General features: G+C 62.9%; 23 protein-coding genes. 8 read left to right on the forward strand and 15 right to left on the reverse strand.

The window, feature by feature from the left end; translation table 11 throughout:
* Positions 1-253 precede the first annotated feature (253 nt).
* From B2U07_RS09290 to B2U07_RS09300, 3 genes are all read left to right on the forward strand, one after another.
* Positions 254-1,312, forward strand: coding sequence for a tartrate dehydrogenase (locus tag B2U07_RS09290; protein ID WP_275545278.1), 1,059 nt, complete (start codon positions 254-256; stop codon positions 1,310-1,312).
* Positions 1,313-1,456: 144 nt separating this feature from the next.
* Positions 1,457-2,728: an SLC13 family permease gene (locus B2U07_RS09295; RefSeq protein ID WP_275545277.1), complete on the forward strand. Its 1,272-nt coding sequence runs from the start codon at positions 1,457-1,459 to the stop codon at positions 2,726-2,728.
* Positions 2,729-2,811: 83 nt separating this feature from the next.
* Positions 2,812-3,981: a glycerate kinase gene (locus tag B2U07_RS09300; RefSeq protein ID WP_296276872.1), complete on the forward strand. Its 1,170-nt coding sequence runs from the start codon at positions 2,812-2,814 to the stop codon at positions 3,979-3,981.
* Between the two features lie 79 nt (positions 3,982-4,060).
* Here B2U07_RS09300 and B2U07_RS09305 read toward each other — a convergent pair whose 3' ends face one another.
* Positions 4,061-4,825, reverse strand: coding sequence for an AraC family transcriptional regulator (locus tag B2U07_RS09305; RefSeq protein ID WP_275545275.1), 765 nt, complete (start codon positions 4,823-4,825; stop codon positions 4,061-4,063).
* Between the two features lie 304 nt (positions 4,826-5,129).
* Between B2U07_RS09305 and B2U07_RS09310 the strand changes: the two genes are divergently transcribed.
* Complete coding sequence (locus B2U07_RS09310) at positions 5,130-6,809, forward strand: 2-isopropylmalate synthase (protein ID WP_275545349.1); 1,680 nt, start codon at positions 5,130-5,132, stop codon at positions 6,807-6,809.
* 208 nt (positions 6,810-7,017) lie between these two features.
* Here B2U07_RS09310 and tcyN read toward each other — a convergent pair whose 3' ends face one another.
* From tcyN to B2U07_RS09330, 4 genes are all read right to left on the reverse strand, one after another.
* Positions 7,018-7,773, reverse strand: a complete 756-nt coding sequence (tcyN, locus tag B2U07_RS09315; RefSeq protein ID WP_275545274.1) for an L-cystine ABC transporter ATP-binding protein TcyN — start codon at positions 7,771-7,773, stop codon at positions 7,018-7,020.
* Positions 7,773-8,441, reverse strand: a complete 669-nt coding sequence (gene tcyL / locus B2U07_RS09320; RefSeq protein WP_275545273.1) for a cystine ABC transporter permease — start codon at positions 8,439-8,441, stop codon at positions 7,773-7,775. The genes tcyN and tcyL overlap by 1 nt, the downstream gene beginning before the upstream one ends.
* Positions 8,438-9,235 carry a cystine ABC transporter substrate-binding protein gene (gene tcyJ / locus B2U07_RS09325; protein ID WP_197859106.1) on the reverse strand — a complete coding sequence of 266 codons (798 nt, stop codon included), beginning with the start codon at positions 9,233-9,235 and terminating at the stop codon, positions 8,438-8,440. Before tcyJ ends, tcyL begins: the two co-directional genes overlap by 4 nt.
* Before the next feature lie 78 nt (positions 9,236-9,313).
* Entirely contained in the window at positions 9,314-10,309 is a 996-nt protein-coding gene (locus B2U07_RS09330; RefSeq protein WP_275545272.1) for a D-cysteine desulfhydrase, read from the reverse strand.
* Between the two features lie 223 nt (positions 10,310-10,532).
* Here B2U07_RS09330 and B2U07_RS09335 point away from each other — a divergent pair, with 223 nt between their 5' ends.
* Positions 10,533-11,315: a MetQ/NlpA family ABC transporter substrate-binding protein gene (locus tag B2U07_RS09335; RefSeq protein ID WP_275545271.1), complete on the forward strand. Its 783-nt coding sequence runs from the start codon at positions 10,533-10,535 to the stop codon at positions 11,313-11,315.
* A 137-nt stretch (positions 11,316-11,452) separates the two neighbouring features.
* Here the strand turns inward: B2U07_RS09335 and B2U07_RS09340 are convergent, their stop codons facing one another.
* A complete protein-coding gene (locus tag B2U07_RS09340) occupies positions 11,453-11,875 on the reverse strand; it encodes a hypothetical protein (protein WP_275545270.1) in 423 nt (140 codons plus the stop codon).
* A gap of 422 nt (positions 11,876-12,297) precedes the next feature.
* On the opposite strand from B2U07_RS09340, the gene B2U07_RS09345 reads away from it, so the two are divergent.
* Positions 12,298-13,395, forward strand: coding sequence for a GGDEF domain-containing protein (locus tag B2U07_RS09345; protein WP_275545269.1), 1,098 nt, complete (start codon positions 12,298-12,300; stop codon positions 13,393-13,395).
* Between the two features lie 88 nt (positions 13,396-13,483).
* Here the strand turns inward: B2U07_RS09345 and B2U07_RS09350 are convergent, their stop codons facing one another.
* Positions 13,484-14,014 carry an ATP-dependent zinc protease gene (locus tag B2U07_RS09350; RefSeq protein WP_275545268.1) on the reverse strand — a complete coding sequence of 177 codons (531 nt, stop codon included), beginning with the start codon at positions 14,012-14,014 and terminating at the stop codon, positions 13,484-13,486.
* Between the two features lie 248 nt (positions 14,015-14,262).
* On the opposite strand from B2U07_RS09350, the gene pdxY reads away from it, so the two are divergent.
* Positions 14,263-15,135 carry a pyridoxal kinase PdxY gene (gene pdxY, locus B2U07_RS09355; RefSeq protein WP_275545267.1) on the forward strand — a complete coding sequence of 291 codons (873 nt, stop codon included), beginning with the start codon at positions 14,263-14,265 and terminating at the stop codon, positions 15,133-15,135.
* A gap of 145 nt (positions 15,136-15,280) precedes the next feature.
* A complete protein-coding gene (locus B2U07_RS09360) occupies positions 15,281-15,586 on the forward strand; it encodes a hypothetical protein (protein WP_275545266.1) in 306 nt (101 codons plus the stop codon).
* Positions 15,587-15,590: 4 nt separating this feature from the next.
* Here B2U07_RS09360 and B2U07_RS09365 read toward each other — a convergent pair whose 3' ends face one another.
* The 8 genes from B2U07_RS09365 to B2U07_RS09400 all read right to left on the reverse strand — a co-directional run bounded on the left by B2U07_RS09365 (position 15,591) and on the right by B2U07_RS09400 (position 23,202).
* The gene (locus B2U07_RS09365) at positions 15,591-16,556 is read right to left on the reverse strand and encodes a Csu type fimbrial protein (RefSeq protein WP_296276873.1); all 966 of its coding nucleotides are present in this window, start codon (positions 16,554-16,556) and stop codon (positions 15,591-15,593) included.
* Positions 16,553-18,871 (reverse strand): fimbria/pilus outer membrane usher protein, encoded by a 2,319-nt coding sequence (locus B2U07_RS09370; RefSeq protein ID WP_419096335.1) that lies wholly within the window; start codon positions 18,869-18,871, stop codon positions 16,553-16,555. The genes B2U07_RS09365 and B2U07_RS09370 overlap by 4 nt, the downstream gene beginning before the upstream one ends.
* A 4-nt stretch (positions 18,872-18,875) precedes the next feature.
* Positions 18,876-19,634, reverse strand: a complete 759-nt coding sequence (locus tag B2U07_RS09375) for a fimbrial biogenesis chaperone (protein ID WP_197859115.1) — start codon at positions 19,632-19,634, stop codon at positions 18,876-18,878.
* 3 nt (positions 19,635-19,637) lie between these two features.
* Positions 19,638-20,210 (reverse strand): Csu type fimbrial protein, encoded by a 573-nt coding sequence (locus B2U07_RS09380; RefSeq protein WP_422662680.1) that lies wholly within the window; start codon positions 20,208-20,210, stop codon positions 19,638-19,640.
* Positions 20,210-20,710, reverse strand: coding sequence for a Csu type fimbrial protein (locus B2U07_RS09385; RefSeq protein ID WP_296276876.1), 501 nt, complete (start codon positions 20,708-20,710; stop codon positions 20,210-20,212). The genes B2U07_RS09380 and B2U07_RS09385 overlap by 1 nt, the downstream gene beginning before the upstream one ends.
* Positions 20,711-20,761: 51 nt before the next feature.
* Positions 20,762-21,253 carry a Csu type fimbrial protein gene (locus tag B2U07_RS09390; protein ID WP_296276877.1) on the reverse strand — a complete coding sequence of 164 codons (492 nt, stop codon included), beginning with the start codon at positions 21,251-21,253 and terminating at the stop codon, positions 20,762-20,764.
* A 66-nt stretch (positions 21,254-21,319) separates the two neighbouring features.
* The gene (locus B2U07_RS09395) at positions 21,320-22,141 is read right to left on the reverse strand and encodes an ABC transporter ATP-binding protein (protein WP_296276878.1); all 822 of its coding nucleotides are present in this window, start codon (positions 22,139-22,141) and stop codon (positions 21,320-21,322) included.
* On the reverse strand, positions 22,138-23,202 hold the full coding sequence (locus B2U07_RS09400) for a FecCD family ABC transporter permease (RefSeq protein ID WP_197859119.1): 1,065 nt from the start codon (positions 23,200-23,202) through the stop codon (positions 22,138-22,140). The genes B2U07_RS09395 and B2U07_RS09400 overlap by 4 nt, the downstream gene beginning before the upstream one ends.

Consider the following 23,202-nt stretch of genomic DNA (forward strand, 5'->3'; position numbering starts at 1 on the left):
TCTAGTCACGTCCTCCACGCCGCTTCAGCGAGCCTCCTATCGGCTCGCCGTTGGCAAGAGCACTCCCCTCCGGCATGGCGTACGGGCCGTCGCTTGCAACGGCAATAGTGCTTCGCCTTGGCTTCTCAATTAATAACTTTAGTTCAATAAAGATGTGATTTTAAGGCGATCAATCTGTTTTGGTTCACTGCTTATACTCGGCCTGTCGCAGCAACGCGGTCATCCTCGTTAATAACAATAAGTGGAGCGCAGCATGAAGACTTACAACATCGCAGCCATTCCCGGCGATGGCATTGGCACCGAAGTGATTGCCGCCGGCTTGGAGATTCTTGAGGGGCTGGCCAGACGCTTGGGTGGCTTCAGTTTCGATGTCACCCATTACCCCTGGGACTCGGAGTATTACCTCAAGCACGGCCATTACATCCCGGACGGTGGACTGGCCGAGATTAAAAAGGCTGATGCAATTTTCTTCGGCGCCGTCGGTAGTTTGAAAGTCGCCGACCACATCTCCCTCTGGGGCCTGCGCCTGCCGATCTGCCAAGGCTTCGATCAATACGCTAATGTGCGCCCGGCCCGCGTGCTACCGGGGGTAAAAAGCCCGCTAAGCAATGGTCAGGCCATCGACTGGGTGATCGTGCGCGAAAACTCCGAAGGCGAGTATTCGGGCAGCGGCGGCCGAGTGCACCAGGGTCTACCCATCGAAGTCGCCACCGAGGTTTCCACCTTCACTCGCGTAGGTGTAGAACGTATCCACCGCTTCGCCTTCGAGCTGGCGCGCAGCCGGCCTGCTAAGCATCTGACCCTGGTGACCAAATCCAATGCCCAACGCCATGGCATGGTGCTATGGGACGAAGTGTTCGCCGAAGTGGCCAGGGACTATCCGGATGTGCAAACCAACCGCGAATTGGTCGACGCGGTGACCACCACCATGGTGCTCAAACCCGAAAAACTCGATGTCATCGTCGCTACCAACCTGCATGCCGACATTCTTTCGGATCTGGCTGCGGCTCTGTCAGGCAGTCTGGGAATCGCACCGACAGCCAACCTGAATCCCGATCGCAGCTTCCCATCTATGTTCGAGCCAATTCACGGCTCAGCCTTCGATATCACCGGAAAGGGCATAGCCAACCCCATCGCGACCTTCTGGACCGCGGCGATGATGCTTGAACATCTCGGCGAGAGAAAAGCCGGCGAGCATCTAATGCGCTCCATCGAAGTTGTCACTGCCAGCGGCCTGCATACACCCGATCTGGGTGGCACGGCCACGACTCGACAGGTTACTGACGCGGTGCTTGAGGTTATCGCGCGCTAGATAGCGTGTGCCGAGTGCCGACCCACGGCCGGCACCGCAGCCGTTACTGCTGATTCACTGCCTTGCATGGCGCTTAGATGCCCCAGCAGGCATCCATTACAAAAATAAGCATAAGGAGCCTCCTCGCAAGAGGAGGGAAACCGAATGAGCCCCATCGAAATAACTCTGCTTCTACTGCTATTCGCGACCGTAATGTTCGTCTGGGAGCGAATTCCTCTGGCATTGACAGCCGTCATCGTCTGCCTCGCACTGGTATTGACTGGTGTGCTCGATCCGAAGACCGCATTCAACGGCTTCATCAACACCAACGTGATCCTTTTCGTCGGCATGTTCATCGTCGGCGGCGCCTTGTTCGAGACGGGCATGGCGAACCGCATTGGAGGCTTGGTGACACGTTTCGCCAAGACCGAGCGGCAACTGATCGTAGCGATCATGGTCATCGTCGGTTTGCTCTCTGGTGTGCTATCCAATACCGGCACCGCAGCCATTCTGATTCCGGTGGTCATCGGCATTGCCGCGAAATCCGGGTTCTCTCGCTCGCGGTTGCTGATGCCCCTGGTATTCGCGGCAGCGATGGGTGGCAATCTCTCCCTTATAGGTGCACCAGGAAACCTGATTGCGCAGAGCGCCTTGCAGAACGTCGGTTTGGAATTCAGTTTCTTCGAATACGCCAAGGTTGGTCTACCGCTGTTGGCAGGCGGCATTATCTACTTCGCCTTCTTCGGCCATCGCCTGTTGCCGGCCGGTTCCTCGAAAACCGTAACCGATGTAAGCGAGGCGACTCATGATTTCAGTTCAGTGCCGAAATGGAAGCAAATCACCTCGTTGATGGTAATGATCGCGACCATTCTCGGTATGGTATTTGAGAGTGTTATAGGTGTACCGCTGCATATCACCGCCTGCGTTGGTGCAGCGTTTTTGGTGCTGGTCGGTGTGCTGACCGAGAAGCAGGCTTACCAATCCATCGACACGCAAACTATTTTCATCTTCGGCGGCACCCTGGCTCTTGCCAGCGCGCTGGAGCAGACCGGGGCCGGTGCGACAGTCGCGTCTACAATCATGGCGCTGCTCGGTGCAGAGCCGTCTCCGGTACTGTTGCTGGTTGTGATCTTCTTCATCTCCTGTGCGCTCACCAATTTCATGTCCAATACCGCCACCACCGCGCTGTTGGTGCCGATTGGCATGTCGATCGCGGCGAATTTGGGTGCAGATCCGCGCGCTGTGCTGATGGCGATCGTGATCGGCGGTTCCTGTGCCTATGCCACCCCAATCGGCATGCCAGCGAACCTCATGGTGCTGTCGGCTGGAGGTTATAAGTTTGCCGATTACATGAAGTGCGGCTTGCCGTTGATCCTGGTGGCAGGTGCGATTGCGATTCCTCTGTTACTGCTGTTCTTTCCGTTCTTCCCTTCGTAATTGGCGACCAGCAACGTTCGTACTAGCAAGTAACGCCAGGAGGCTCAGACGAGCACGGAGGCTCGCTGAGGTTGGAGAAGCGCATGAAAATCGTCATCGCACCTGATTCGTTCAAAGACAGCCTCAGTGCAACCGAGGTTGCCGATGCGATTGAGGCGGGCTTGAAGGAGGTTTTCCCCGAAGCGGAACTGATCAAGTGCCCAATGGCCGATGGCGGCGAAGGTACACTGGACACCATTCTGGCCGTAGTGAGAGGCGAACGGTGTAGCAGCCTGGTAACTGGCCCCCTTGGCGACATCGTCGACGCGAGCTGGGCTTGGCTCCCAGGATCGGATACCGCCATCATTGAGATGGCCGAGGCCAGTGGCCTGCAATTGGTACCTGTTGCACAGCGAAATGCCTGTCTGAGTACCAGTCGCGGCACTGGCGAGCTGATCCTTGAGGCTCTGGATATTGGGGCCCGACGTATCGTACTCACCCTAGGCGGCAGCGCGGCCAATGATGCAGGTTCTGGCATGCTGGAGGCGCTCGGTGCACGCTTTCTGGACTCAGAACAGTGGCCACTACCGCCGGGAGGGCAAGTCTTGGCGGCATTGAACCGAATCGACCTGAGTAGCCTGGATCCCCGTCTTTCAGACGTGCGTTTCGAGGTGATGGTCGACGTCGATAGCCCGCTCTGTGGCCCCAATGGGGCGTCGTGCACGTTTGCCCAGCAAAAGGGAGCGACTCGTGCTGAGGTCGCCAGGCTGGATCGCGCGCTGGATCACTTTGCAGACTGTTGCCAAGCTTTGTTCGAGAGCGATCATCGTGACTACCCAGGCAGTGGTGCTGCCGGTGGCATGGGGTTCGCTACCCGTACGTTTCTCAAGGCAGAGTTTCGCCCTGGTATCGAAATCGTCGCTGAGCTGGCTGAACTCGCACGGCATATACAAGATGCGGACTTGGTGATTACCGGGGAAGGACGTTGCGACGTCCAGACCTTACGAGGCAAAACCACTTTGGGCGTGACGCGCGTGGCACGCCAGCATCAAGTGCCGGTGATCGTGCTGGCGGGTACGTTGGGAGAGGGTTTCACCGACCTCTACCCTCATGGAGTTACGGCCGCCTTTTCGCTGGCCTCTGGTCCTATGACACTTACCGATGCCTGCCAGCAGGCACCTGAGCCTCTGCGGGCTTTAGCGCGCGACATAGGCAGGGTGCTTCGGTTGTCTACAGATGTACGAACAAAAACGCTTACGTCGAGCGCCCTCTAAATTTGTAGATATCCAATGACTGCTCTTGACCGAAAACAGCCTCTAACGCTTATCGCTATCGGCCGTACAATCGCCCAGCTCATTTATAAAAGCTTGAAGGCGCAATGCCGAACTGCCTTCGGAACGCTGCGGCGAAGGCGCTCTGGCTTTCGTAGCCATGCTGCAGGGCAACTTGTAGCACTGGCTGGCCTTCGGCCAGGGCTTCCAGCGAGAGCAGCAGGCGAGCCTGTTGGCGCCAGCGGCCGAAGGTGATGCCGGTGCTGCTGAGAAAACGTCGGTGAAAGGTTTTCGGACTCATGGCCAGGCTATCTGCCCAATGCTCGGCGCCGTCGGTCCGCGCCGGGTTTTGCGCCAAGGCCTGGCAGACCCGGGCGATGCGTTCGTCATCCGGCCAGGGCAGGTGGAAGGGCAGCACCGGCAGGCTACGCAGTTCGTCCAGGAGAAAACGCATCAGGCGGCCGTCCCGGCTTTCCGCACTGTACTGCGCCGGCACCTCGGTGGCCGCCAGGATGAGTTCGCGTAGCAGTGGCGATACATCGATCACGCAGTTGTCCGCGGGCAGCCCCTCGATGGCGTCGGGGTTGACGAACAGACTGCGCATGCGTGCCGCGCCGCGTATGCGCAGCGCGTGTTCGACGCCTGCCTGCACCCACACGCCACGGGTGGGCGGTATGACCCAGCGGCCGGCCGGTGTCTCCACCACCAGCACTCCGGAAATGGCGTAGATCAATTGCGCGCGCGGGTGGCTGTGGGCGGGCACCTGATGACCGCTGGGGTAATCGACCGAGACGCCGGTGACCGGCATTGCCAGAGATTCATAAGGCAGGTGGCTGTGGTCGACCATGGGCGTATCCAGATGTGCGGTTGGCCAGCTTAGCTGCGGTAGTGACCATTTGGCGACAACGACGGACCATTTGTCGTGCGTGGCCAGTTTTCTGGCTGCCCATGCTGGGCACCTGTCTGACCGGAACTGCGCCATGAACCTTCTGCTGCCCTTGCTACCGCTACTCGTCCTGAGCTTCGGCCGGGGTCTGTCGCCGCATGTGTGGCGCCGACTTGCGATCTCCCCCAGATCCCGGCCTTGAACAGCCCGCCAGAGCGGGCAGGGGAGATCGGCATTGTCCGCTCTCCCGTTCGAGGTTCGCCCCATGCTGCGCAATCCGCAAACCAAGTACCGTGCTTTCCCTTCCATCGACCTGCCCAATCGCCGCTGGCCTTCGCGTCAGATCACCCAGGCCCCGGTGTGGCTGTCCACCGACCTGCGTGATGGTAACCAGGCGCTGTTCGAGCCAATGAACCGAGAGCGCAAGTTGCGCCTGTTCGGCGAGTTGGTGCGCCTCGGTTTCAAGGAAATCGAGGTCGGTTTCCCGGCCGCCTCGCGCACCGACTTCGAGATCATCCGCCAACTCATCGATGAGGGTGGTATTCCCGGTGACGTCACGCCGATGGTCATGACCCAGCTGCGAGAGGACCTGATCGAGGAGACCTTACGAGCCGTGGCCGGCGCACGGCGGGTGATCGTGCACCTGTACAACGCCATCGCACCGGTGTGGCGGCGGGTGGTGTTCGGCCTGTCGGTGGACGAAGTGGAGCAGCTGGTGGTGCGCCACGTGCAATTGCTCAAGGAAAAAGTGGCGGCGCACCCGCAGACGGAGTGGGTGCTGCAGTACTCCCCGGAGACCTTCTGCATGGCCGAGCTGGAGGTGTCGCTGCGCATGTGCAACGCCGCCATTCGCACCTGGGACGCCGGCCCCGGCCGGCCGATCATCATCAACCTGCCGACCACGGTGGAAGTGGCGACGCCCAATGTCTTTGCCGACCAGATCGAATGGATGCACGAGCGCCTGGAGCGCCGTGAGCATGTGGTGCTCTCGGTTCATCCGCACAACGACCGCGGCACCGGTGTGGCCTGTGCCGAGCAGGCGCTGCTGGCCGGCGCCCAGCGGGTGGAGGGCTGCCTGTTCGGCAATGGTGAGCGCAGCGGCAACCTCGACTTGGTCACCCTCGCACTGAATCTCTATACCCAGGGCGTCGATCCGCGCCTGGATTTTTCCGATATTGCTGGCGTGGCTCGGGTAGCCGAGATGTGCACCGGGCTGCCGATCCACCCGCGCCATCCCTACGTCGGCGATCTGGTGTTCACCGCCTTTTCCGGCTCGCATCAAGATGCCATCGCCAAAGGGTTCGCGGCGCAGGACCCGGAGGGGTTCTGGGAGGTGCCTTACCTGCCAATCGACCCGCAAGACCTGGGTCGCACCTACGACAGTATCGTGCGGGTCAACAGCCAGTCGGGCAAAGGCGGCATCGCCTACCTGCTGCAGCGCGACCACGGCGTGTCGATGCCGCGGCGGATGCAGGTCGAGTTCAGCGCCATCGTGCAGAAAGTGGCTGACAGCAGCGAAACCGAACTGACCAGCACCGAGCTCTGGGCAATGTTCCAGCGCCACTACCTGGCGCCCGCGCGCCCCGGTGGCGAACTGGTCTATCTCGGTCACCAGCTGTTCGAGGACGATGCCGGCCAGGGTGTGATGCTGGAGATCGAGCTGCCCAACGGCCGCCGACGGCAGTTGCAGGGCATCGGTAACGGTTCTATCGACGCCGCCGTCTCTGCGCTCGGTCTGCCCATCCGCGTCGACAGCTACGAGGAGCGCAGCTTGGGCGGCGGTGCCTCCGCCAATGCTCTGGCACTGGTCGAGGTGGCCTGGCCGGGTGTGGCCGGCTCGCGCTTCGGTGCTGGCAGCCACGCGAACATCGTCGTCGCCTCGATCCAGGCTTTGCTGGTCGCGGTGTCGCGTTTCGATGACGGTCTGGTGCAGTTGTTCGAGTGAGATCGCGCCTGTCGTCTCCATGGCCTGGGCAGCTGGCATAGAGCGACCTGCTCTGCATCTGCCTCACCCAATGCGCCTAGCGGTCGTAAGCGCTATCCGGGAAGGGGTTTTCGGCTCGGGCATCCTGCTTCGCTCTACCTCCTGCATCCCCGCAGTGGTAACCGCGACAGGCGCTCGGCGCTGAAGCCTCCTGCATGCTCGCGATTGGCTACAGCGCCTGGCCGAGCAAAAACTTGCTGAGAAACTGTCGCGTGCGTTCGTGCTGCGGCGCGGTGAGCAGGACCTTGGCCGGACCCTGTTCGATGATGTGCCCCTGGTCGATGAAGATCGCCCGATCCGCCACATCACGGGCGAAGGCCATTTCGTGGGTAACGATGACCATGGTGCGCTTTTCCTCGGCCAGATCACGGATGGTGGTCAGCACTTCGCCTACCAGCTCAGGGTCGAGAGCCGAGGTGGGTTCGTCGAAGAGCATCACTTGAGGGCGCATGGCCAGGGCGCGGGCGATGGCCACGCGCTGCTGCTGGCCGCCGGAGAGACGCTTGGGGTAGGCGTCCTCTTTGCCGCTGAGGCCCACCTTGGCGAACAGCGCGCCGGCATGAGCGAGTGCCTCGTCACGCGGCTCCTTCTTCACCTGCACCGGGCCTTCGATGACATTTTCCAGCGCCGTGCGATGGGGGAAGAGGTTGAAGTTCTGAAACACGAAGCCGGCCTGCTGGCGCAGTTGGCGGATCAGTTTCTGCTGACCCTTGAGCGGCTTATCCGCATCGATATGGATATCGCCCACTGTGATCTGCCCGCTGCTGGGCTCTTCCAGCAGGTTGAGGCAGCGCAGCAGGGTGGTCTTGCCCGAGCCACTGGGACCGATGATAGCGACGACTTCGCCGGCGGCGACGTCCAGGTCGATGCCCTTGAGTACCTCGTTGGTGCCGAAGGCTTTTCGCAAATTGCGCACGGATATCATCAGTCGTCCTGCTCGTGCCGGTTGACCCTGGCCTCCAGGCGCGCCTGGAAGTGCGCAAGGATGCTGGCCAGCGCCCAGTAGATCAGCGCGGCTGCCAGGTACATGGTGAAGATCTCGAAGGTGCGCGCGGTGATCAACTGCGCCTGACGGAACAGCTCCGGCACCTGGATAGTGGCGGCCAGAGCGGTGTCCTTGACCAGCGAAATGAAACTGTTGCCCAACGGCGGCAAGGCGGTGCGCGCCGCCTGCGGCAGGATGGCCCGGTACAGCGTCTGCGCCTTGCTCATGCCAATGCTGGCAGCGGCTTCCCACTGGCCACGGTCGATGGAAGCGATCGCGGCGCGGAGAATCTCCGAGGTGTAGGCGGCCATGTTCAGCGAGAAGCCGATCAGCGCGGCCGGTAGCGGGTCGAGCTGGATACCCAGTTGCGGCAGGCCGTAGTAGATCAGAAACAGCTGCACCAGCAGTGGTGTGCCGCGGAAGAAGGACACGTACAACCGTGTAAGCCAGCGCAGCGGCGCTGGTCCGTACAGGCGTCCGATAGCGAGGGCGAAGCCCAGCAGCAGGCCGAAGAACATGCCGCCCAGGCTGAGTATGACCGTGAAATAGGCGCCCTTGAGCAGAAAGGGCGCGGACTCCAGAGCCAGCTGCAGGGCGGATTCGATCATCGGGTGACGTCAGCCTTGAACCATTTCTCGGACAGTTGCTTGAGGGTGCCGTCGGCGCTCAGCTTGGCCAGGGCCTCGTCGATGGCGGCGAGCAGTTCGGGGTTGCCCTTGCGCAGGGCGATACCGGCTTCCAGGCGAGAGAAGGCATCGCCGGCCACGGCCAGGCGACCACCGGTTTTCTCGACCATCTCGAAGGCGGCCAGGCGATCCACCAGGATTACGTCGATGCGGCCGACATTGAGGTCCTGGAACTTGGTCGGATCGTCGTCGTAGGTGCGGATGTCGGCCTGCGGCACGTTTTCCTTCAACCACTGCTCGTAGTTGGTGCCCAGGCCCACGCCGACTTTCTTGCCGGCCAGATCCTGCGCGCTCTTGATGCTGTCGCCATCGGCCTTGCGGGTCAGCGCCTGGATGCCGGAGACGGTGTAAGGGGTGGAGAAATCGTATTTCTGCTTGCGCTCGTCGGAGATGGTCACCTGGTTGATCACCACGTCCAGGCGCTTGGATTCCAGCGCGGCGAGGATGCCGTCCCACTTGGTCGGCTGGAACTCGGCCTTGACCCCCATTTCCTTGGCCAGCGCTTCGGCCAGTTCCACCTCGAAGCCGGTCAGCTTGCCGTTGGCGTCCTGGTAGTTGAAGGGCGGGTAAGTGCCCTCCAGGCCGACCTTGATGGCGCCACGGGCCTTTATGTCATCGAGCAGGTCCGCGGCGAAGCTCGGCGCGCTGAGGCTGGCACCGAGCACCAGGGCCAGGCTGCCGAAAAGGAAATGGCGACGCAGGGTTGAGACGTTCATGGTGACCTCGTGCAGGAAGAAGATTGCGCCACTCTAGGCGGAAATTTTTATGCCGTTAAATAATTAAAAGTTACTCATTTATTCTTTTTTCTTGTAGGCGAACAGGGCAGGTGAGCCACCCGTATGCAGGAACAGCAACGGACCATTGCCGGGGAAGGCGCCTCGTTCGAGCCCGTCGAGCAATCCGGCGAACGCTTTGCCAGTGTAGACCGGGTCGAGCAGTATCGCTTCCAGGCTGGCCAGCAGGCGGATGGCCTGCAGAGCACCAGCATTGGCTTCGCCGTAGCGTGGCGCGAAATAGGCGTCCCACAGCTCCAGGTTCAATCCGTGTGGCACGTCCACACCCAGCAGTTCAGCCGTGCGCTGCAGTAGACCTTCGACCTTGGGCTTTTGTGCCGCCTCGCTGCGCGAAACGGTGACGCCGATCACGCGCGTGCCCGGGCGTGCCGCCTCCAGCGCCAGGGCCAGCCCGGCGTGGGTGCCGGCGCTGCCGGAGGCCAGCACCACGGCGGCGAAATCCTGGCCGCTGGCGGCGATCTGTTCGGCCAGCTCAAGCCCACCGCGCACATAGCCGAGCGCGCCCAGGGCATTGGAACCTCCTATGGGCACTGGGTACGGTCGTCGTCCGGCAGCGCGCAGCCGTTGGCAGGCGGCCTCCAGTAACTGGTCGGCATCATCCAGGTTGGCGACGTTTTCCACTTCGGCGCCGAACAGATCCAGCAGCAGGCGGTTGCCGTTCTGCAGATAGTCGGCGCTGTGGCTGTCGATGGGATTTTCCAGCAGGGCCAGGCAGCCGAGGCCCAGTTGCGCGGCTACGGCCGCAGTCTGGCGCACATGGTTGGACTGGATAGCGCCGGCGGTGACCAGTACGTCGGCGCCCTTGGCCTGCGCATCGGCGGCGAGGTATTCCAGCTTGCGCGCCTTGTTGCCACCCAGCGCCAGCGGCGTGAGGTCGTCGCGCTTGATCCAGACCTCCCTGCCCAGATGCTGGGACAATCGCGGCAGATGTTGCAGAGCGGTGGCTTGGGGAATCAGCGGCAGGCGAGGGAAACGGGCGAGGGCGGCGGTAAGCATGGAGCCTCCTGAGAGAGAAGGCCATCTACTCTAGGTCGCAGAGAGGATGGCTCACAAGCGAAAACAGATTTTGATTTCGGATATAAGAAAATAACTAATAAGTATTTTGTGGAATAAATATTTCTTCATACTGTCGCGCTCAGCCCGCCATATCCGTTGGGCATCTGCCAAGCGCGCCGGCCTGTCGATCCAGCCGGCGCCATGAACCGAGAACAAGGACATCATGAAAAAGACCCTGTTGTTGACTGCCCTGACCGCTGCCCTGACTGCATCCCTGGCCCACGCCGGCGAGAAACTGAGCGTAGCCGCCACGCCGGTACCGCACGCTGAAATCCTCGAACTGATCAAGCCCGAGCTGGCCAAGCAGGGCGTGGATCTGGAGATCAAGGTCTTTACCGACTACGTACAACCCAACCTGCAGGTCAGCCAGAAGAACCTGGATGCCAACTACTTCCAGACCAAACCCTACCTGGACAGCTTCAACGCCCAGCGCGGTACCGAGCTGGTGATCGTGCAGGGCGTACACGTCGAACCCTTCGGCGCGTACTCGACCAAGTACAAGTCGCTCGATGAACTGCCGAATGGTGCCACCATCGCCATTCCCAACGATGTCAGCACCACTGGCCGTGCCCTGCTGCTGTTGCAGAAAGCCGGTTTGCTGAGCCTCAAGGACCCCAACAGCGCGCAATCGCTGCCGCGTGACATCGTCGATAACCCGCGCAACTTCAAGTTCCGCGAGCTGGAGGCAGCCACCGTGCCGCGCGTGCTGAATCAGGTCGATCTGGCCCTGATCAACACCAACTACGCGCTGGAAGCCAAGCTCAATCCCAAGCGCGATGCGCTGGCGATCGAAGGCAGTGACTCGCCTTACGTCAATTACCTGGTGGCCCGCCCGGATAATCAGGACAGCGAGGCGATCAAGAAGCTGTCTGCTGCCCTGACCGGTCCGCAGGTGAAGGCATTCATCGAGAAACGTTACGAAGGTGCGGTGTTGCCAGCCTTCTGAATCGATCCACCTGGTGGCTCTTTTTGTGTCGCTGCTGCCCACCGTGGAACGTCGTAATGAACCTGCGCCAACGGGTTTGCGTTGACGCCGAGCCGGCCTGACCGGCTCGGCGTTCTTTTATGAGCGCCAGGCCGCGCTCACAGGCTGAAATAGTTGCTGCAGGCACCGCGAATATTGTCGTGATAGTCGAAGCGCTGGACGATCTTGTTCTGGTCGATGTCCATCATCACCGAGCAGCTGTAATGGCGGGTGCGCGTCGAATATTCGTTGTAGCGGTACCAGCCGCCTGGGCCGGGGGTGACGTAACTGGCCGAAAGTTCTTCCCAGCTCCGATTCCAGTTATCGAACCACAGGTATTGCTGGCGGCCGTCGCCGAGGTCCTTGATGACGTGCGGGTCACCATACTGGGCGATGGCCTCCGAGGCTGGCTTGCCGGGCCAGGAGTTCTTCGCCATCAGACCGGGGATGTTGGGGATGGCCCGCTCCATGGGGCTACCGACGCAACCGGCGAGAATCAGGCCGGTAAGCAGTGGCAAAATCTGAAGAGCCTTGCTCGACATGGAACCTCCTTGTACTCGATTGAGCTGTGAGTGAAGCCCTGACACTCGCGCAGCCGAAACCGAAAGCAGAACAGCAGCGAACCGGGCAAGCAGCGATGATGGGCCGAATTTGTCGTCATGTGGCCCTGGCCCGACAAACTGCACTGTGGGCTGACGATGCCGACTGGCGGGCAGGACAAACCTGACCCAACGTCGGGTACTCCGTGAACGACTGGAAGGCAGATTGCCTTGGCTGACGCTATGCGCCACGATTCACAGGCTTGAATAGCCAAGCCAGAATACATTCTGGAATGCTGAGGGAAGTGAGGGCGCGATATGGGCGCCGATCCATCGGCCTGTTGCTACCTCTCACTTTGCGCGAGTCCATGGTCACTACCGTCATCCTCGGCATGCTTTGCGTGCACCTGCTGTGCTTTTCCGTGATGTTCCTGCTGATCAGCAGGCGGCTGAACGGCAAGACAATGGGCATGGAAGTCTTTGCGCTGGGCAACCTTCTGCTCGGGCTCGCCTATATCCTGCAGTTGCTCGACGGCCCACCGGACTGGGGGCCGATGAGCCTGGTCAACCATACGCTGACGCTTGGCGCTCCTGTCGCTTACGTTCTGGGTGCGATGCGCTTTTTTGATCGCCCGACCCCGGTGTTGCGCCCGCTGCTCATGCTGCTGGTCGTCTATAGCCTGGTACAGGTTCTGGTGCAGTGGCTGCTCGGTTCCGCAGCACGCCATGCGCTGCTGGCCGGCCTCTGCGCGTTGCTCTTTCTGGCCATGACGGCAGCCGTTCTCTACGGAAGACGAAGCTTTGCCAGGGACCTGCGTGTCGAGATGGTGGTGTTCGCGGTGCTGATCGGTGGGGTCAGCGTGCTCAATGCCGTTAAGTTCGCGATGATCGTCAACGGCGGAATGGCGGCGCTGGACATGAACAGCGGCTTCCAGAAGGTCTTCTATATCTACATGTCGTTCCTGGCGACCGTGTTGCCACCCTGTGCGGTCTGGCTGGTGCTGCGCCGGCTGACCGATGAACTGCGCCGCCTGGCGGCTCACGACCCGCTGACCCGCTTGCTCAACCGGCGTGGGCTGCTGGACGCCCTGGACGCACAATTTCGCCTGCGCATGACCGGCCCGGCGTACCTGCTGATCATCGATATCGATCACTTCAAGCAGATCAACGACAGCCACGGCCACAAGGTCGGCGACCTGGTTCTGTGTCATATCGCCGGCGTGCTCACCTGCACCGCCCGCCAGGGCGATCTGATCTGTCGCCTGGGCGGAGAGGAGTTCGTGGTCATCGCGCTGGAGACGGACGAGGCTGGCGTCATGCAGCTGGCGGAGCGCATGCGCGCCGCGATCGAGCAGAGCGAGGTGCCCGGTGTCGGCCAGGGGCACGTGATCCGCTGCACGGCAACCATCGGCGTATCGGATCGTTTCAACGCTGCGCAAGCGTTCGACGAGGCCTTGCAGCGCGCTGATGCGGCGCTGTACCGGGGCAAAACGGCGGGGCGCAATCGGGTCGAGCGGGCGTAGACGGCCGAGGCGTGACGGTCGGCCAGGCCGGGCTTTTACGTCTCAGCCCCGGGCTCCGGTGCGCCTGGCGTGCCGGCAGGCCGCGCGTTCAGTTTTTTGCCGGCCGCTTGGCGCACCGTGGTTCTAGGGTAAAGGTCTGCGACGCATCCACCGCGCCCAGATGCTCCAGGGTGCGGCGCCCGATCAGCACGGGGTAGATCATCTTGTCGCGGTCGTTGAGCGAGAACTGCTCGTCGTAGACCTGATCGCCAATGCACATCTGCATCGACACCACGGGGCGTCGCTCGGCGCCGCCGGCCCCGCGCACCTTGATATTGCGCTCGACCTGACGTTCGAAGGGAATATTCACCGACTTGCCGGTGTCGCTGTCCTTGAGCTGGACCTTGAAACGCACCCACTTTTCGCCATCGCGCTCGAAACGTTCGAGTTCCCTGGCGTCCATGGACGAGGTGAGGGCGCCGGTATCCAGCTTCATCTTCACTGATACCCGTTCGGGCAGCAGTAGGCCTTCTTCCACCCAACCCAGAATCCTGGGCTTGTCGGCAGCCGTTGCAGCGAAGGGAGCGGCCAGAAGTACGAGGATGATGGCGGCGATACGTCGAACGACCGAAAGGGTCATGGGAGGTCCTCTGGCAAATGGGCAGGAGTGTTTCGCAGTGCGCCATCGAGTCGTTGAAGCGCAAGAATGGCGGCAACGGTTCATCATCATTCAGGCAAGCTGATTGCGGCTTCGTTCGGCTGATACCTGCGAGGCTGGCCGCGCAAATCGCTCAGACGTGCCCGGCGAGTCGTCTGGCGCGGGCGTGACAGGTTCGTACGGCTTGGCGAATAATCCATGCCTTACCCGTCCAGCAGCCAGAGACCGCAATGAGCGCCACGCTTCCGCCCCTCGTCCTGTCCATTCAGTCGCATGTCGCCTGGGGCCACGTCGGCAACGCCGCCGCGGTATTTCCCTTGCAGCGCCTCGGCTTCGAGGTGCTGCCGATTCACACCGTGCAATTCTCCAACCACACCGGCTATGGCCAGTTCCGCGGCCAGGTGTTCGGCGCCGAGCACGTGCGCGAAGTGTTGCTCGGGCTGCGTGAGCGTGGCGTGCTGCCGCGGCTGTCGGCCGTGCTTTCCGGTTACCTGGGCGATGCCGATACAGGGCGGGTGATTCTCGAGGCGGTGGGCGAGATTCGCCAGCACAACCCGGCAGTGCGTTACCTGTGCGACCCGGTGATGGGCGACGTCGGGCGCGGCGTGTTCGTCAATCCGGCGATTCCCGATTTCCTGCGTGACCAGGCGATTCCCTTCGCCAACATCATTACGCCCAACCAGTTCGAGTTCGAACTGCTCACCGGCTCGAAACCGGCCAATCTGCAGGAGGCGGTGAAGATCGCCAGGCAGTTGCGGGGTCGCGGGCCGGACGTGGTGATCGTGACCAGCCTGGCGACGCCGGACATCGCTGACAGCGAACTGGGTACGCTGGCGGTAAACGGAGAGGGCGCCTGGCTGGTGACCACGCCGCGCCTGGCGCTGCACCCCTTGCCCAACGGCATGGGCGATGTGTTCTCGGCTACGCTGCTCGGTCGGCTGCTGGCTGGCCAGGCGCTACCGCAAGCGCTGGAATTGGCGACGGCCACGCTTTACGCCCTGGTCGGGCATACCGAAGATGGCGCCCGCGACCTGCCGCTGGTGACCGCGCAGGAGCAGATCGTGGCGCCGGCCAGGCGTTTCGTCGCGCAAACTCTGGGGTGAATCGCGTTCGTCGGAACAGAGGTGATTTCAATGTGATATCACCGTATTCTTGACACCTGCGGTCCCAGTCGAACCGGTGACCGCGTCTACGGATGGATATTGACCTTCAACCTCAGCAGGCCATCTTCACCGTAGACCCCTTGTTATGCCGTTTACTCGAATTCTTGCCTACTGCCTGGCGGGCGTGCTGTGCGCGGCTGCCAATCCCTCACTCGCTGAACAGATCAGCGGGCAGCTGCATATCAGCCTGACCATTCTCAAACGCTGCGAGATCGTCGCTCGAAGCGATGCGGCGAGCGTATATCTGAGCGGCCATAGCTGCGAGCACTCGGCCTATCAGGTGCGCGATGACCAGGGACGTGCCCTGGCGTTGAGCCAGGACGGTCAGACGGCCTCGCTGCCCGTGAAGTCCATCGAGAAGGACGGCTCGACGCTGGTGGTCTACTGGTGACGCTTCAATAGTTGATGATCAGCAGAACGTTGTCCGTGTACACCCCCACCGGGGCATTGGGCTGTCCAGGGTCGAGAATCGCCTGGTAGGTGAAAGTCTGCGAGTTGCCCGTGCCGCTGGCCGTAAGTGGCGAGGCGGGGTTCCAGATCAGGCTGCTGGCGTTGTGGTAGAGGTTATAGCGGATGTAATTGCTGCCGCTGCGCAATCGTCGCCAAGGCGCCTGATAGTTCTGGCCATTGTCGAAGGTCAGCGTGTAGCCCTCGGTGGCGGTGCAGGTGACGGCGAAGGTGCGCTGCTGGGTGCTGAACTGGCTGATCAGCGCCTGGGCGCCGAAGTCCACGTTGGGCAACGTGTCGATGCGGCAGGCTTTGCTGACCACCAGTGTGATGGTCAGGGTCGCGAGCGAGCCGGTGCCCCAATTGGTGGGAGCGCCACAGATCAGCAGCGGGCAACTCTGCGTCACTCCGGGGCTGCGGCTCCAGTTGCAGAGATTGATGAGTCCGATGGTGCAAATCGCCCAATCCCAACGCAGAGTAACGGTCGCAGTGTAGGTGCCCGCCGGCACGTTCGGGCCTGGGTTGGTGCGGAAGTACAGGCCGATGGCGCTGGAGCTGCCGCCAAGGGCCAGAAGGTTGATTGCCCCAAGCTGCTGTGGCTGACCTGCAACCAGAGCCTGGTTGTAACCGGAGTCCTGATAAACCTGAAAGGGAATCTGGTTGCCCTGACCGTCCCGCAGAACCAGGCTGCCGGCATTTTGTAGAGTGACCCTGACATAAGCAGCAGTCAGCAACTGAAGTACCCCAGGGCAGGACAGGCCTGCCCCGGCCGCGGCGAATTGTGGGTTGGTGCGCAGGCTCAGGGAGTTGGTGGTGCCCAGGTTGACCGAGGCCCCGTAGGTGTTGCAGGCATGCGCGGTGGTGCTGGCCAGGGCGCTACACAGCAACAGGGCGAAGGCCACCCAGCGGATCATGGCTGGTCCTCCCGTTGCAGGCAGGCGAGGGGGCCGATCACCGCCATCTCCACAGCGCTGTCGTCCAGCGAGAAGCGGCTGCTGCAGCGGCTACCATCGGCCAGGCTCACCTCGAGCTGGTTCTCCCTAGACAGGTCTTCGAAATACAACTGGCCATCCCAGCCGATGTAGGTGCGTTGGCCGCTGGGTTTATGCAATACCTGGGTGCCGCGTGGCAGCGGTTGCCCCAGGCTGTCGACCAGCTGGATGCTGGCCGACAGGCTCATCTCCATGGGGAAGGCGAGCAGAGCGCCGCTGCCCTGGTGCACGGCGATGCGTTTCTGCGTCTCGGCAAGTTGCAGGTTGCTAGGCAGCTCCAGCAGGTCGACTTCGTATTGGCCGGGGTAGTAGGACGGCACCCAGGGCACCAGCAGGTAGCCAGCCGAATCGGTGCGGCCGAGCAGTTGATGCTCGTAGCGTACCGGCACCTCCGAGTAACCCTCGGTACTGACCAGGACGAAGGCGTCGTCGATGCGGTTGCTGGCGAACATCTGTCCCTGCATGGCCACCAGCGAGCCGCTGACACCGCCCCAGTGGGTGGTGATTCCATCGTTCTGGTAGGCACCGGCCTGCACCTGGGCGTGCTGGGTGCGCCAGGTCAGGTCAGCCTGGCGATATTCGCTCTCGCCGCCGGCATAGCCCAGGTTCCAACCCAGGCCTCCGTCGCTGGGGGCGTTGCGGCTGTAGTTGGCGCGCACGCGCTGGTTGCCATTGCTGTCGCGTTCGACGCCGGTGGTGAAGGTCGAACGGAGGTCGAACGGGATGACCAGTTGCGCCTGGACGGCGTGCGAGCCGTCGTCCAGCTGGCGATTGAACGACAGATAAAAGCTGGCATTGCCCCACAGGCTGCGCGACCAGGACAGATTGAGCAGGCGCGTGCGCCGCCCGCTGTGCTCCTCGCTGGCGAAGTAGCCCACGCCGAACGAGCCGAGATCTTCGGGGCTGAAGCTGAAGGTCAACTGGTCGAGGATCTTGCTCAGCGGGCCGCCGGTCAGGTCGCTGTCCAACGCCTGGGCGACGCTCAGGTCGGCGTAGCCCGAGGTGCGCTGGATACGCTGCGCGGTGATGCCGAAGCGGCGCGCATAGTAGCTGTAGCCCAGGCTGTATTGCTGGCCATTGCCGATACCACTGCTCTGGCTCACCGAGCCGGTCACGGTCCCCATCAGGCCGAGCCCCAGCGTCGTACCGACTCCGGCCTGTTTCAGGCCCGCGCCACCTTCGGCGTGGCCTTCCAGGGTCAGGCTGTCGGTCAGCCCGTAGCGCGCGCTGCCGCTGCCCACGAGGCTGCCGTAGGCGAAGTCTTCCTCACCATAGTTCTGGCGCAATTTGCCCAGCGACAGGGAAAAGTCCGAGAGCCCCTGGCGCAGCAGGGTATCGGTCACGTAGAACGGGACCGTGGTCGACACCTGGCGTCCCAGCACATCGGTGGTCACTAGCGTCGCCGTGCCCGAACTGCTGATATAGGGCACCGTATTCAGGGTGAAGGGGCCGGGGCGCAGGTCCTGCTGGCCAATGCGCGCGTCGTCGATGAAAAGGTCCACGGTGCTGGGCACCGCGGCGTCGCCGTCGAAGCGCGGCAGGGGATAGGTGATCAGGTCCGGGCGCAACGAGAAGTTGCGAGACACCTGCAGCCCGCCCATGCGCACCGCGCTGTTCCAGGTCAGCGCCCCGCTGATCAGGTCGCCACCGCTGAAGCTGAGCATGCGCTGCTGGTCGTTGAACCGCCAGGTGGTGTCGTAGCGGGTGTAGCCGTCGCGATAGCCCGGCTCGGAGAAACTGTGACGATAGACGCCGGTATTGGAGATCGTGCCGAAACCGTCGAACACCCGCTGTTCAAGCCAGGTATTGGCGTAGTGGCCGGCGTTCTCGGTGTGGTTGTAGTAGAGGTCGTAATTGAACAGCGCGCCGAAGGCACTTTGCGCCTGCATGGGCTCGTTCAGGCTGGTGGGGCCGAAACGCTGATGGGGCAACCATTCGCTGGGCAGGGTGAGCAGCAGGCGCTGGTTGTCCTGCCGGTATTCGCTTTCGAGGGCGTCGATGCTGTCCAGGGCGATCCAGGGGTTGGTCTGCTCCGGCAGGCGCACGCCAGCGGCAAGCAGGTCGTCGCGCTGGGCAAAGAGCCGGCCTTGGTACTCTCTCACTTCCACCACCTTGCCACTGGACAGTTCATTGACAATCAACTCCAGGTAGAGCGGTTGAGCCTGGGCGAACTGCTCCTGATCATTGCCATGAGCCGGCTGGCCCGACAGCACGGCGGCCAGTAGCCACAACGCCAGCGACTTATTCAGAGTCCAGCGTCTGCGCTTGCCGGCTTTCGTTGATCCGCGCCTGCACGCGACCACCCCGTACACCTGCTGGCAACGGCCAGCGCATCTGTGCGTCTGGCAGCACGTAGCCGAGCAAACCTTCGGCCAGTGGCTGGCGGCCGCTGTCGCGCAGCAAGTCGACCTGGGACAGGCGGGCCGGGGCGGGGCCGATATTGCGCAGGTAAAGGAAGGCACCGTCGCTGTCAGCGACGACTCGGTAGCGTAAATCGGGGGCCAGTGGCTGGCCCTGGCCGGGCGTCTCTCGCGCACCGTCATCCAGGTAGGCCCCAGGGCCCACCACGAAAAGCGGCACCGAGTAGCGCATCTGGAATTGCACGCCCATCTGTGACGGGCGCGATTGCGGCGGCAGCATTTCGTCGACCAGCACTCGATAGGTGCGTAGCGTTCCGGCGCTCGGAGGCTCCAGGTTGACCAGCCGCACCAGTTGCCGCTTGCCCGGCTGCAGCGTGGCCATGGGTGGGCTGCCGACCACCTGCTTTTGCGCTGTCAGACGATCTTCGAAACCCTCCTGTTCCCAGGCCAGCACCCGAACCTGCAAGTCCACCGGCTCCTGGCCACGGTTTTCCAGCCAGAGCGCGGCTGATTTCTGACGATCGGCCTCGATCAGAGGATTGATTGGCCATATCAGGATGGAGCTGGCGGCCTGCAAGGCCAGGCTCGCCAGGCTCAGGGGCAGAGCCAGGCAGCAGGCGAAGAGGGTCGATGTCCTCATGGGTCAATAACTCACTGTCACGGTGATGGTGTCGGTGTAGATGCCGGCCGACGGCATCGGGCTGACGCTGAACAGGCGCGCGTAGACCGTGAAGGTCTGGGTGGCGCCGCCGGCGGGAAAGTTGATGCTCATGCGCGTACCGCCGTTGCTGCCGTTGCCCCAGATGACGCTGCGCGCGGCGTCCTGGTACAGCTGGTAGCGCAGGCGTTCGGCACCGCGTGCCAGGTATCGCCCGCCCCCGACGCTGCTGGCGTTGAGGCCGGCGTTGAGCGACAGGGTGACGGCTGTACCGGGGGAGCACTGCAGCACGATGGAGCCGTTGCCCGGTGTGCTGGCGGTATCCAGATTCGCGGGTAGGGTGCTGATCTGGCCGAACGAAATATTGCCGAAGGTGGTGGCGTCGCTGCCGCCGGTCCCCAGCAGGCAGCCCGGTACGATTTCGGCTCGTAGCTGGAAGCTCTGGCTGACGATCTGGTCGTTGACGCCCGTGTCGCCGTGGGCGGGTAGGGTGGGCATGACCCAGGTAGTCAGGCAGAGCAGGCCGGAGATGCCAAGTGATCGGACTCGGCACGGCATCACCAACTCACCGTGATGGTCAGGGTGTCACTGTAGCTGCCGGGCGGTGGAGCGCTCTGCGCCGGCACGCGCGCGTAAACCGGCAGCCACTGGTCCTGGCCGTTGCCTACCGCGCTGACGCCTGTGCTGTCGTCCCAGATGGTGGTGTAGTCGGCGCTGGTATAGAGGTTGTAGATGAGCACGGCCGAACCCGGTCCGGTCATCTGCCGGTTGTTGGTAGTGCCGCTGTGTCCGGCATTGATCAGCACGCGGTAGGGAATGTTCTGCTGGCAGTTGACACGCAGGGCGCCGGCTCCAGGCTGGCCTACGCGGGTGATCAGGTTATCGAGTCTGACGTGGGTGCCAAAATCCAGTGTGCCGAAGCTGAGCCCCGAGCCACTGCTGCTTCCTGCCTGGCAGGCGGGCAGTACCTCGACGTTCAGGCCGATGGTGGCGGTCTTGTCGACCGCGTGCAGAAGGGGCGGAGCCAGCACTAGAAAAAGGGCGAGCAGGCGCTGCATGACGTGTCTTCCCTGGTAAGCCTTGGATCCTCTTGAGCGGAGCGAAGGGAGTTACCAGGTGATGGTGACCTGCACGGTGTCGCTGTAGGTGCCTGGAGCTGGCGTGGGCTGTGGTGGCACCCGACCGAAGACGATTACCTCTTGGTCGCTGCCGTTGCCTGTGCCCGAGAGCGCCGTGCCGGTGGCACCGCCGTCGCCCCAGAGTTGGGTGCGGCCGGCGTCCTGATACAGGTTGTAACTGACGAAGGAACCCGCGTTGACCATGCGACGCTGAGAGCCAGTGGCGTTTTGCCCCGAGCTCAGGGCAATGCTGTAGTCAGTACCATCGCTGCATTGCAGGCCGAATGAGCTGCCACCAGCGCTGCCGAAGGAGCGGCCGTCGATCAGGTTGGCGAGGTCATTGTAATCGCCGAACGATATGGAACCGAAGGTGTTGGCCGAGCCGTCGCTTGAGCCGTTGGTTACGGTACAACCGCTGCCGATGGTGATCTGAACGTTCAGTTGGCCTTGCAATTGGCCGGCCGAAAAACCGGGAAGAGTCAATTTCTTACACGTTTTTAAGATATGGCCATTGCCGGGCATCAAGCGAAGCGCTCTGGCCAAAGCGCGTCAGATTTTGCTCACCCCGGCGATTACCGGCGTGCCGCTCAGCGGATCGCGCAACAGCGTGCAGCGCACGCCATATAAGCGCTCGACCAGCTCCGACGTGACGATCTCATCGGGGCGGCCGCTGGCAACAATCTTTCCCTGATGCATGGCGATCAGATGATCGGCGTAGCGGCAGGCGCTGGACAGGTCATGCACCACCATGACGATGGTCTTGCCGACCGCCGCCAACTGGCGGATCAGCTCGAACACTTCGATCTGGTGGCCCAGGTCCAGCGCCGAGGTGGGTTCGTCGAGTAACAGCAGAGGCGTTGCCTGAGCGATGGCCATGGCGATCCAGGCGCGCTGGCGCTGGCCGCCGGACATCGATTCCAGCGGCCGATCAGCCAGTTCCACCAGGTCGGCGGCGACCAGGGCCGCCTCGACGATGGCCTGATCCTCCTCGCTCCACTGGCGCAGCAGGCTCTGGTGCGGCTGGCGGCCGAAGCGGATCAGTTCGCTGACCGTCAGCCCGTCCGGCGCGCTGGCATCCTGCGGCAGCAGGGCAAGCCTGCGCGCCACTTCTCGCGAGGGCAGGCTGCCGATGGCCTTGCCATCGAGCAGCACCTGGCCGGCGCTGGGTTTGTGCAGACGCGCCAGGCCGGCGAGCAGGGTGGACTTGCCGCAGCCGTTGGGGCCGACGATGGCGGTGACCTGGCCGCTGGGAATGACCAGGTTCAGGTCGTCGATGATCGTCGTGTGGGCGTAGCCCATGCTCAGGTCGCGTGCTTCCAGGCGCACGTCTGGCTGGTGGGTGTCGCCGAGCAGGGAGGAAAGCAGGGTCATGTCGAACTCCGTGGGGCCTGGCGCAGCAGAATCCACAGCAGGTAGGGGCCGCCGACCGCGGCGGCGATGATGCCGACCGGGATCTCGATGGGCGCCAGCAGGGTGCGGCCAAGCCAGTCGGCAAGGATCATCATCAGTGCCCCGGACAATGCCGCGTTGAATACCGGCACGCCGTGGCGGTTGCACAGGTGCCGCGCCATTTCCGGTGCCGCCAGGGCAATCAGCCCGACCGGCCCGACGACGGCGACCGCCAGCGCGGTGAGCCACACGCACAGCGCCAGGGTGAGCAGACGCATGCGTTGCAGACGGACGCCGAGGCCGATGGCGACGCTGTCGGAAAAGCGCATCAGGCTCAGGGCGCCTGCCAGCAGTTTGGCCAGCGGCAGGCCTGCGGCCAGGCCGATGCCGAGCAGTAGCACCGAATCGGCCGGGCGCGCATTGAGGCTGCCGACCGTCCAGGGGTAGGCGGCGTTGGCGGCGTCCATGTCGCTGCGCGCCAGCATCAGATTGGTCAGCGCACCGAACAGTGCGCCAACGGCGATGCCGACGACGATGAAGCGATAACCGCGCGCGCCGCCGCCGGCGGCCAGGGCGAAGGTCAGGACAGCCGCTGTGGCGGCGCCACTCAGCGCCAGGACAGACGGCGCCAGGCTGGTCGGTACGGCAACGATTGAGGCGACGGCGAAGGCAGTGGCGCCGTCGTCGATACCGATCACTCCCGGCGTGGCCAGGCGGTTGCGCGCCAGGGTCTGCAGCAGGCAGCCGGCGGCGCCCAGGGCGGCTCCACTAAGCAGGCCGGCGGCCAGGCGGGGCAGGCGCAGCTCCTGAATTAAAAATACCTGCAGCGCCTCGCCCTGGCCAAAGGCGGCCTGCAGCGCTTTCCATGGCGTGAGGGCGTCATCGCCGGCGGCCAGTATCAAGCCGCCGACAACGATCAGCAGCAGGCTGAGGATCAGCGCTACGACCGCGCTGCGTCGGTGCAGCAGCAGGCTATAGGCGCCAAGACGCAGCAGATGATGGCCGGCCGGGGCGAGCAAGGGGCGTGGGGCAGGTAGGTTCAT

Source organism: Pseudomonas sp. UBA7530 (assembly GCF_002479365.1).
GTDB lineage: Bacteria > Pseudomonadota > Gammaproteobacteria > Pseudomonadales > Pseudomonadaceae > Aquipseudomonas.

Coding starts and splice junctions, on each gene's coding strand:
- B2U07_RS09290 (WP_275545278.1), top strand. CDS start 254: ATGAAGACTTACAACATCGCAGCCATTCCCGGCGATGGCATTGGCACC.
- B2U07_RS09295 (WP_275545277.1), top strand. CDS start 1,457: ATGAGCCCCATCGAAATAACTCTGCTTCTACTGCTATTCGCGACCGTA.
- B2U07_RS09300 (WP_296276872.1), top strand. CDS start 2,812: ATGAAAATCGTCATCGCACCTGATTCGTTCAAAGACAGCCTCAGTGCA.
- B2U07_RS09305 (WP_275545275.1), bottom strand. CDS start 4,825: ATGGTCGACCACAGCCACCTGCCTTATGAATCTCTGGCAATGCCGGTC.
- B2U07_RS09310 (WP_275545349.1), top strand. CDS start 5,130: ATGCTGCGCAATCCGCAAACCAAGTACCGTGCTTTCCCTTCCATCGAC.
- tcyN (WP_275545274.1), bottom strand. CDS start 7,773: ATGATATCCGTGCGCAATTTGCGAAAAGCCTTCGGCACCAACGAGGTA.
- tcyL (WP_275545273.1), bottom strand. CDS start 8,441: ATGATCGAATCCGCCCTGCAGCTGGCTCTGGAGTCCGCGCCCTTTCTG.
- tcyJ (WP_197859106.1), bottom strand. CDS start 9,235: ATGAACGTCTCAACCCTGCGTCGCCATTTCCTTTTCGGCAGCCTGGCC.
- B2U07_RS09330 (WP_275545272.1), bottom strand. CDS start 10,309: ATGCTTACCGCCGCCCTCGCCCGTTTCCCTCGCCTGCCGCTGATTCCC.
- B2U07_RS09335 (WP_275545271.1), top strand. CDS start 10,533: ATGAAAAAGACCCTGTTGTTGACTGCCCTGACCGCTGCCCTGACTGCA.
- B2U07_RS09340 (WP_275545270.1), bottom strand. CDS start 11,875: ATGTCGAGCAAGGCTCTTCAGATTTTGCCACTGCTTACCGGCCTGATT.
- B2U07_RS09345 (WP_275545269.1), top strand. CDS start 12,298: ATGTTCCTGCTGATCAGCAGGCGGCTGAACGGCAAGACAATGGGCATG.
- B2U07_RS09350 (WP_275545268.1), bottom strand. CDS start 14,014: ATGACCCTTTCGGTCGTTCGACGTATCGCCGCCATCATCCTCGTACTT.
- pdxY (WP_275545267.1), top strand. CDS start 14,263: ATGAGCGCCACGCTTCCGCCCCTCGTCCTGTCCATTCAGTCGCATGTC.
- B2U07_RS09360 (WP_275545266.1), top strand. CDS start 15,281: ATGCCGTTTACTCGAATTCTTGCCTACTGCCTGGCGGGCGTGCTGTGC.
- B2U07_RS09365 (WP_296276873.1), bottom strand. CDS start 16,556: ATGATCCGCTGGGTGGCCTTCGCCCTGTTGCTGTGTAGCGCCCTGGCC.
- B2U07_RS09375 (WP_197859115.1), bottom strand. CDS start 19,634: ATGAGGACATCGACCCTCTTCGCCTGCTGCCTGGCTCTGCCCCTGAGC.
- B2U07_RS09380 (WP_422662680.1), bottom strand. CDS start 20,210: ATGCCGTGCCGAGTCCGATCACTTGGCATCTCCGGCCTGCTCTGCCTG.
- B2U07_RS09385 (WP_296276876.1), bottom strand. CDS start 20,710: ATGCAGCGCCTGCTCGCCCTTTTTCTAGTGCTGGCTCCGCCCCTTCTG.
- B2U07_RS09395 (WP_296276878.1), bottom strand. CDS start 22,141: ATGACCCTGCTTTCCTCCCTGCTCGGCGACACCCACCAGCCAGACGTG.
- B2U07_RS09400 (WP_197859119.1), bottom strand. CDS start 23,202: ATGAACCTACCTGCCCCACGCCCCTTGCTCGCCCCGGCCGGCCATCAT.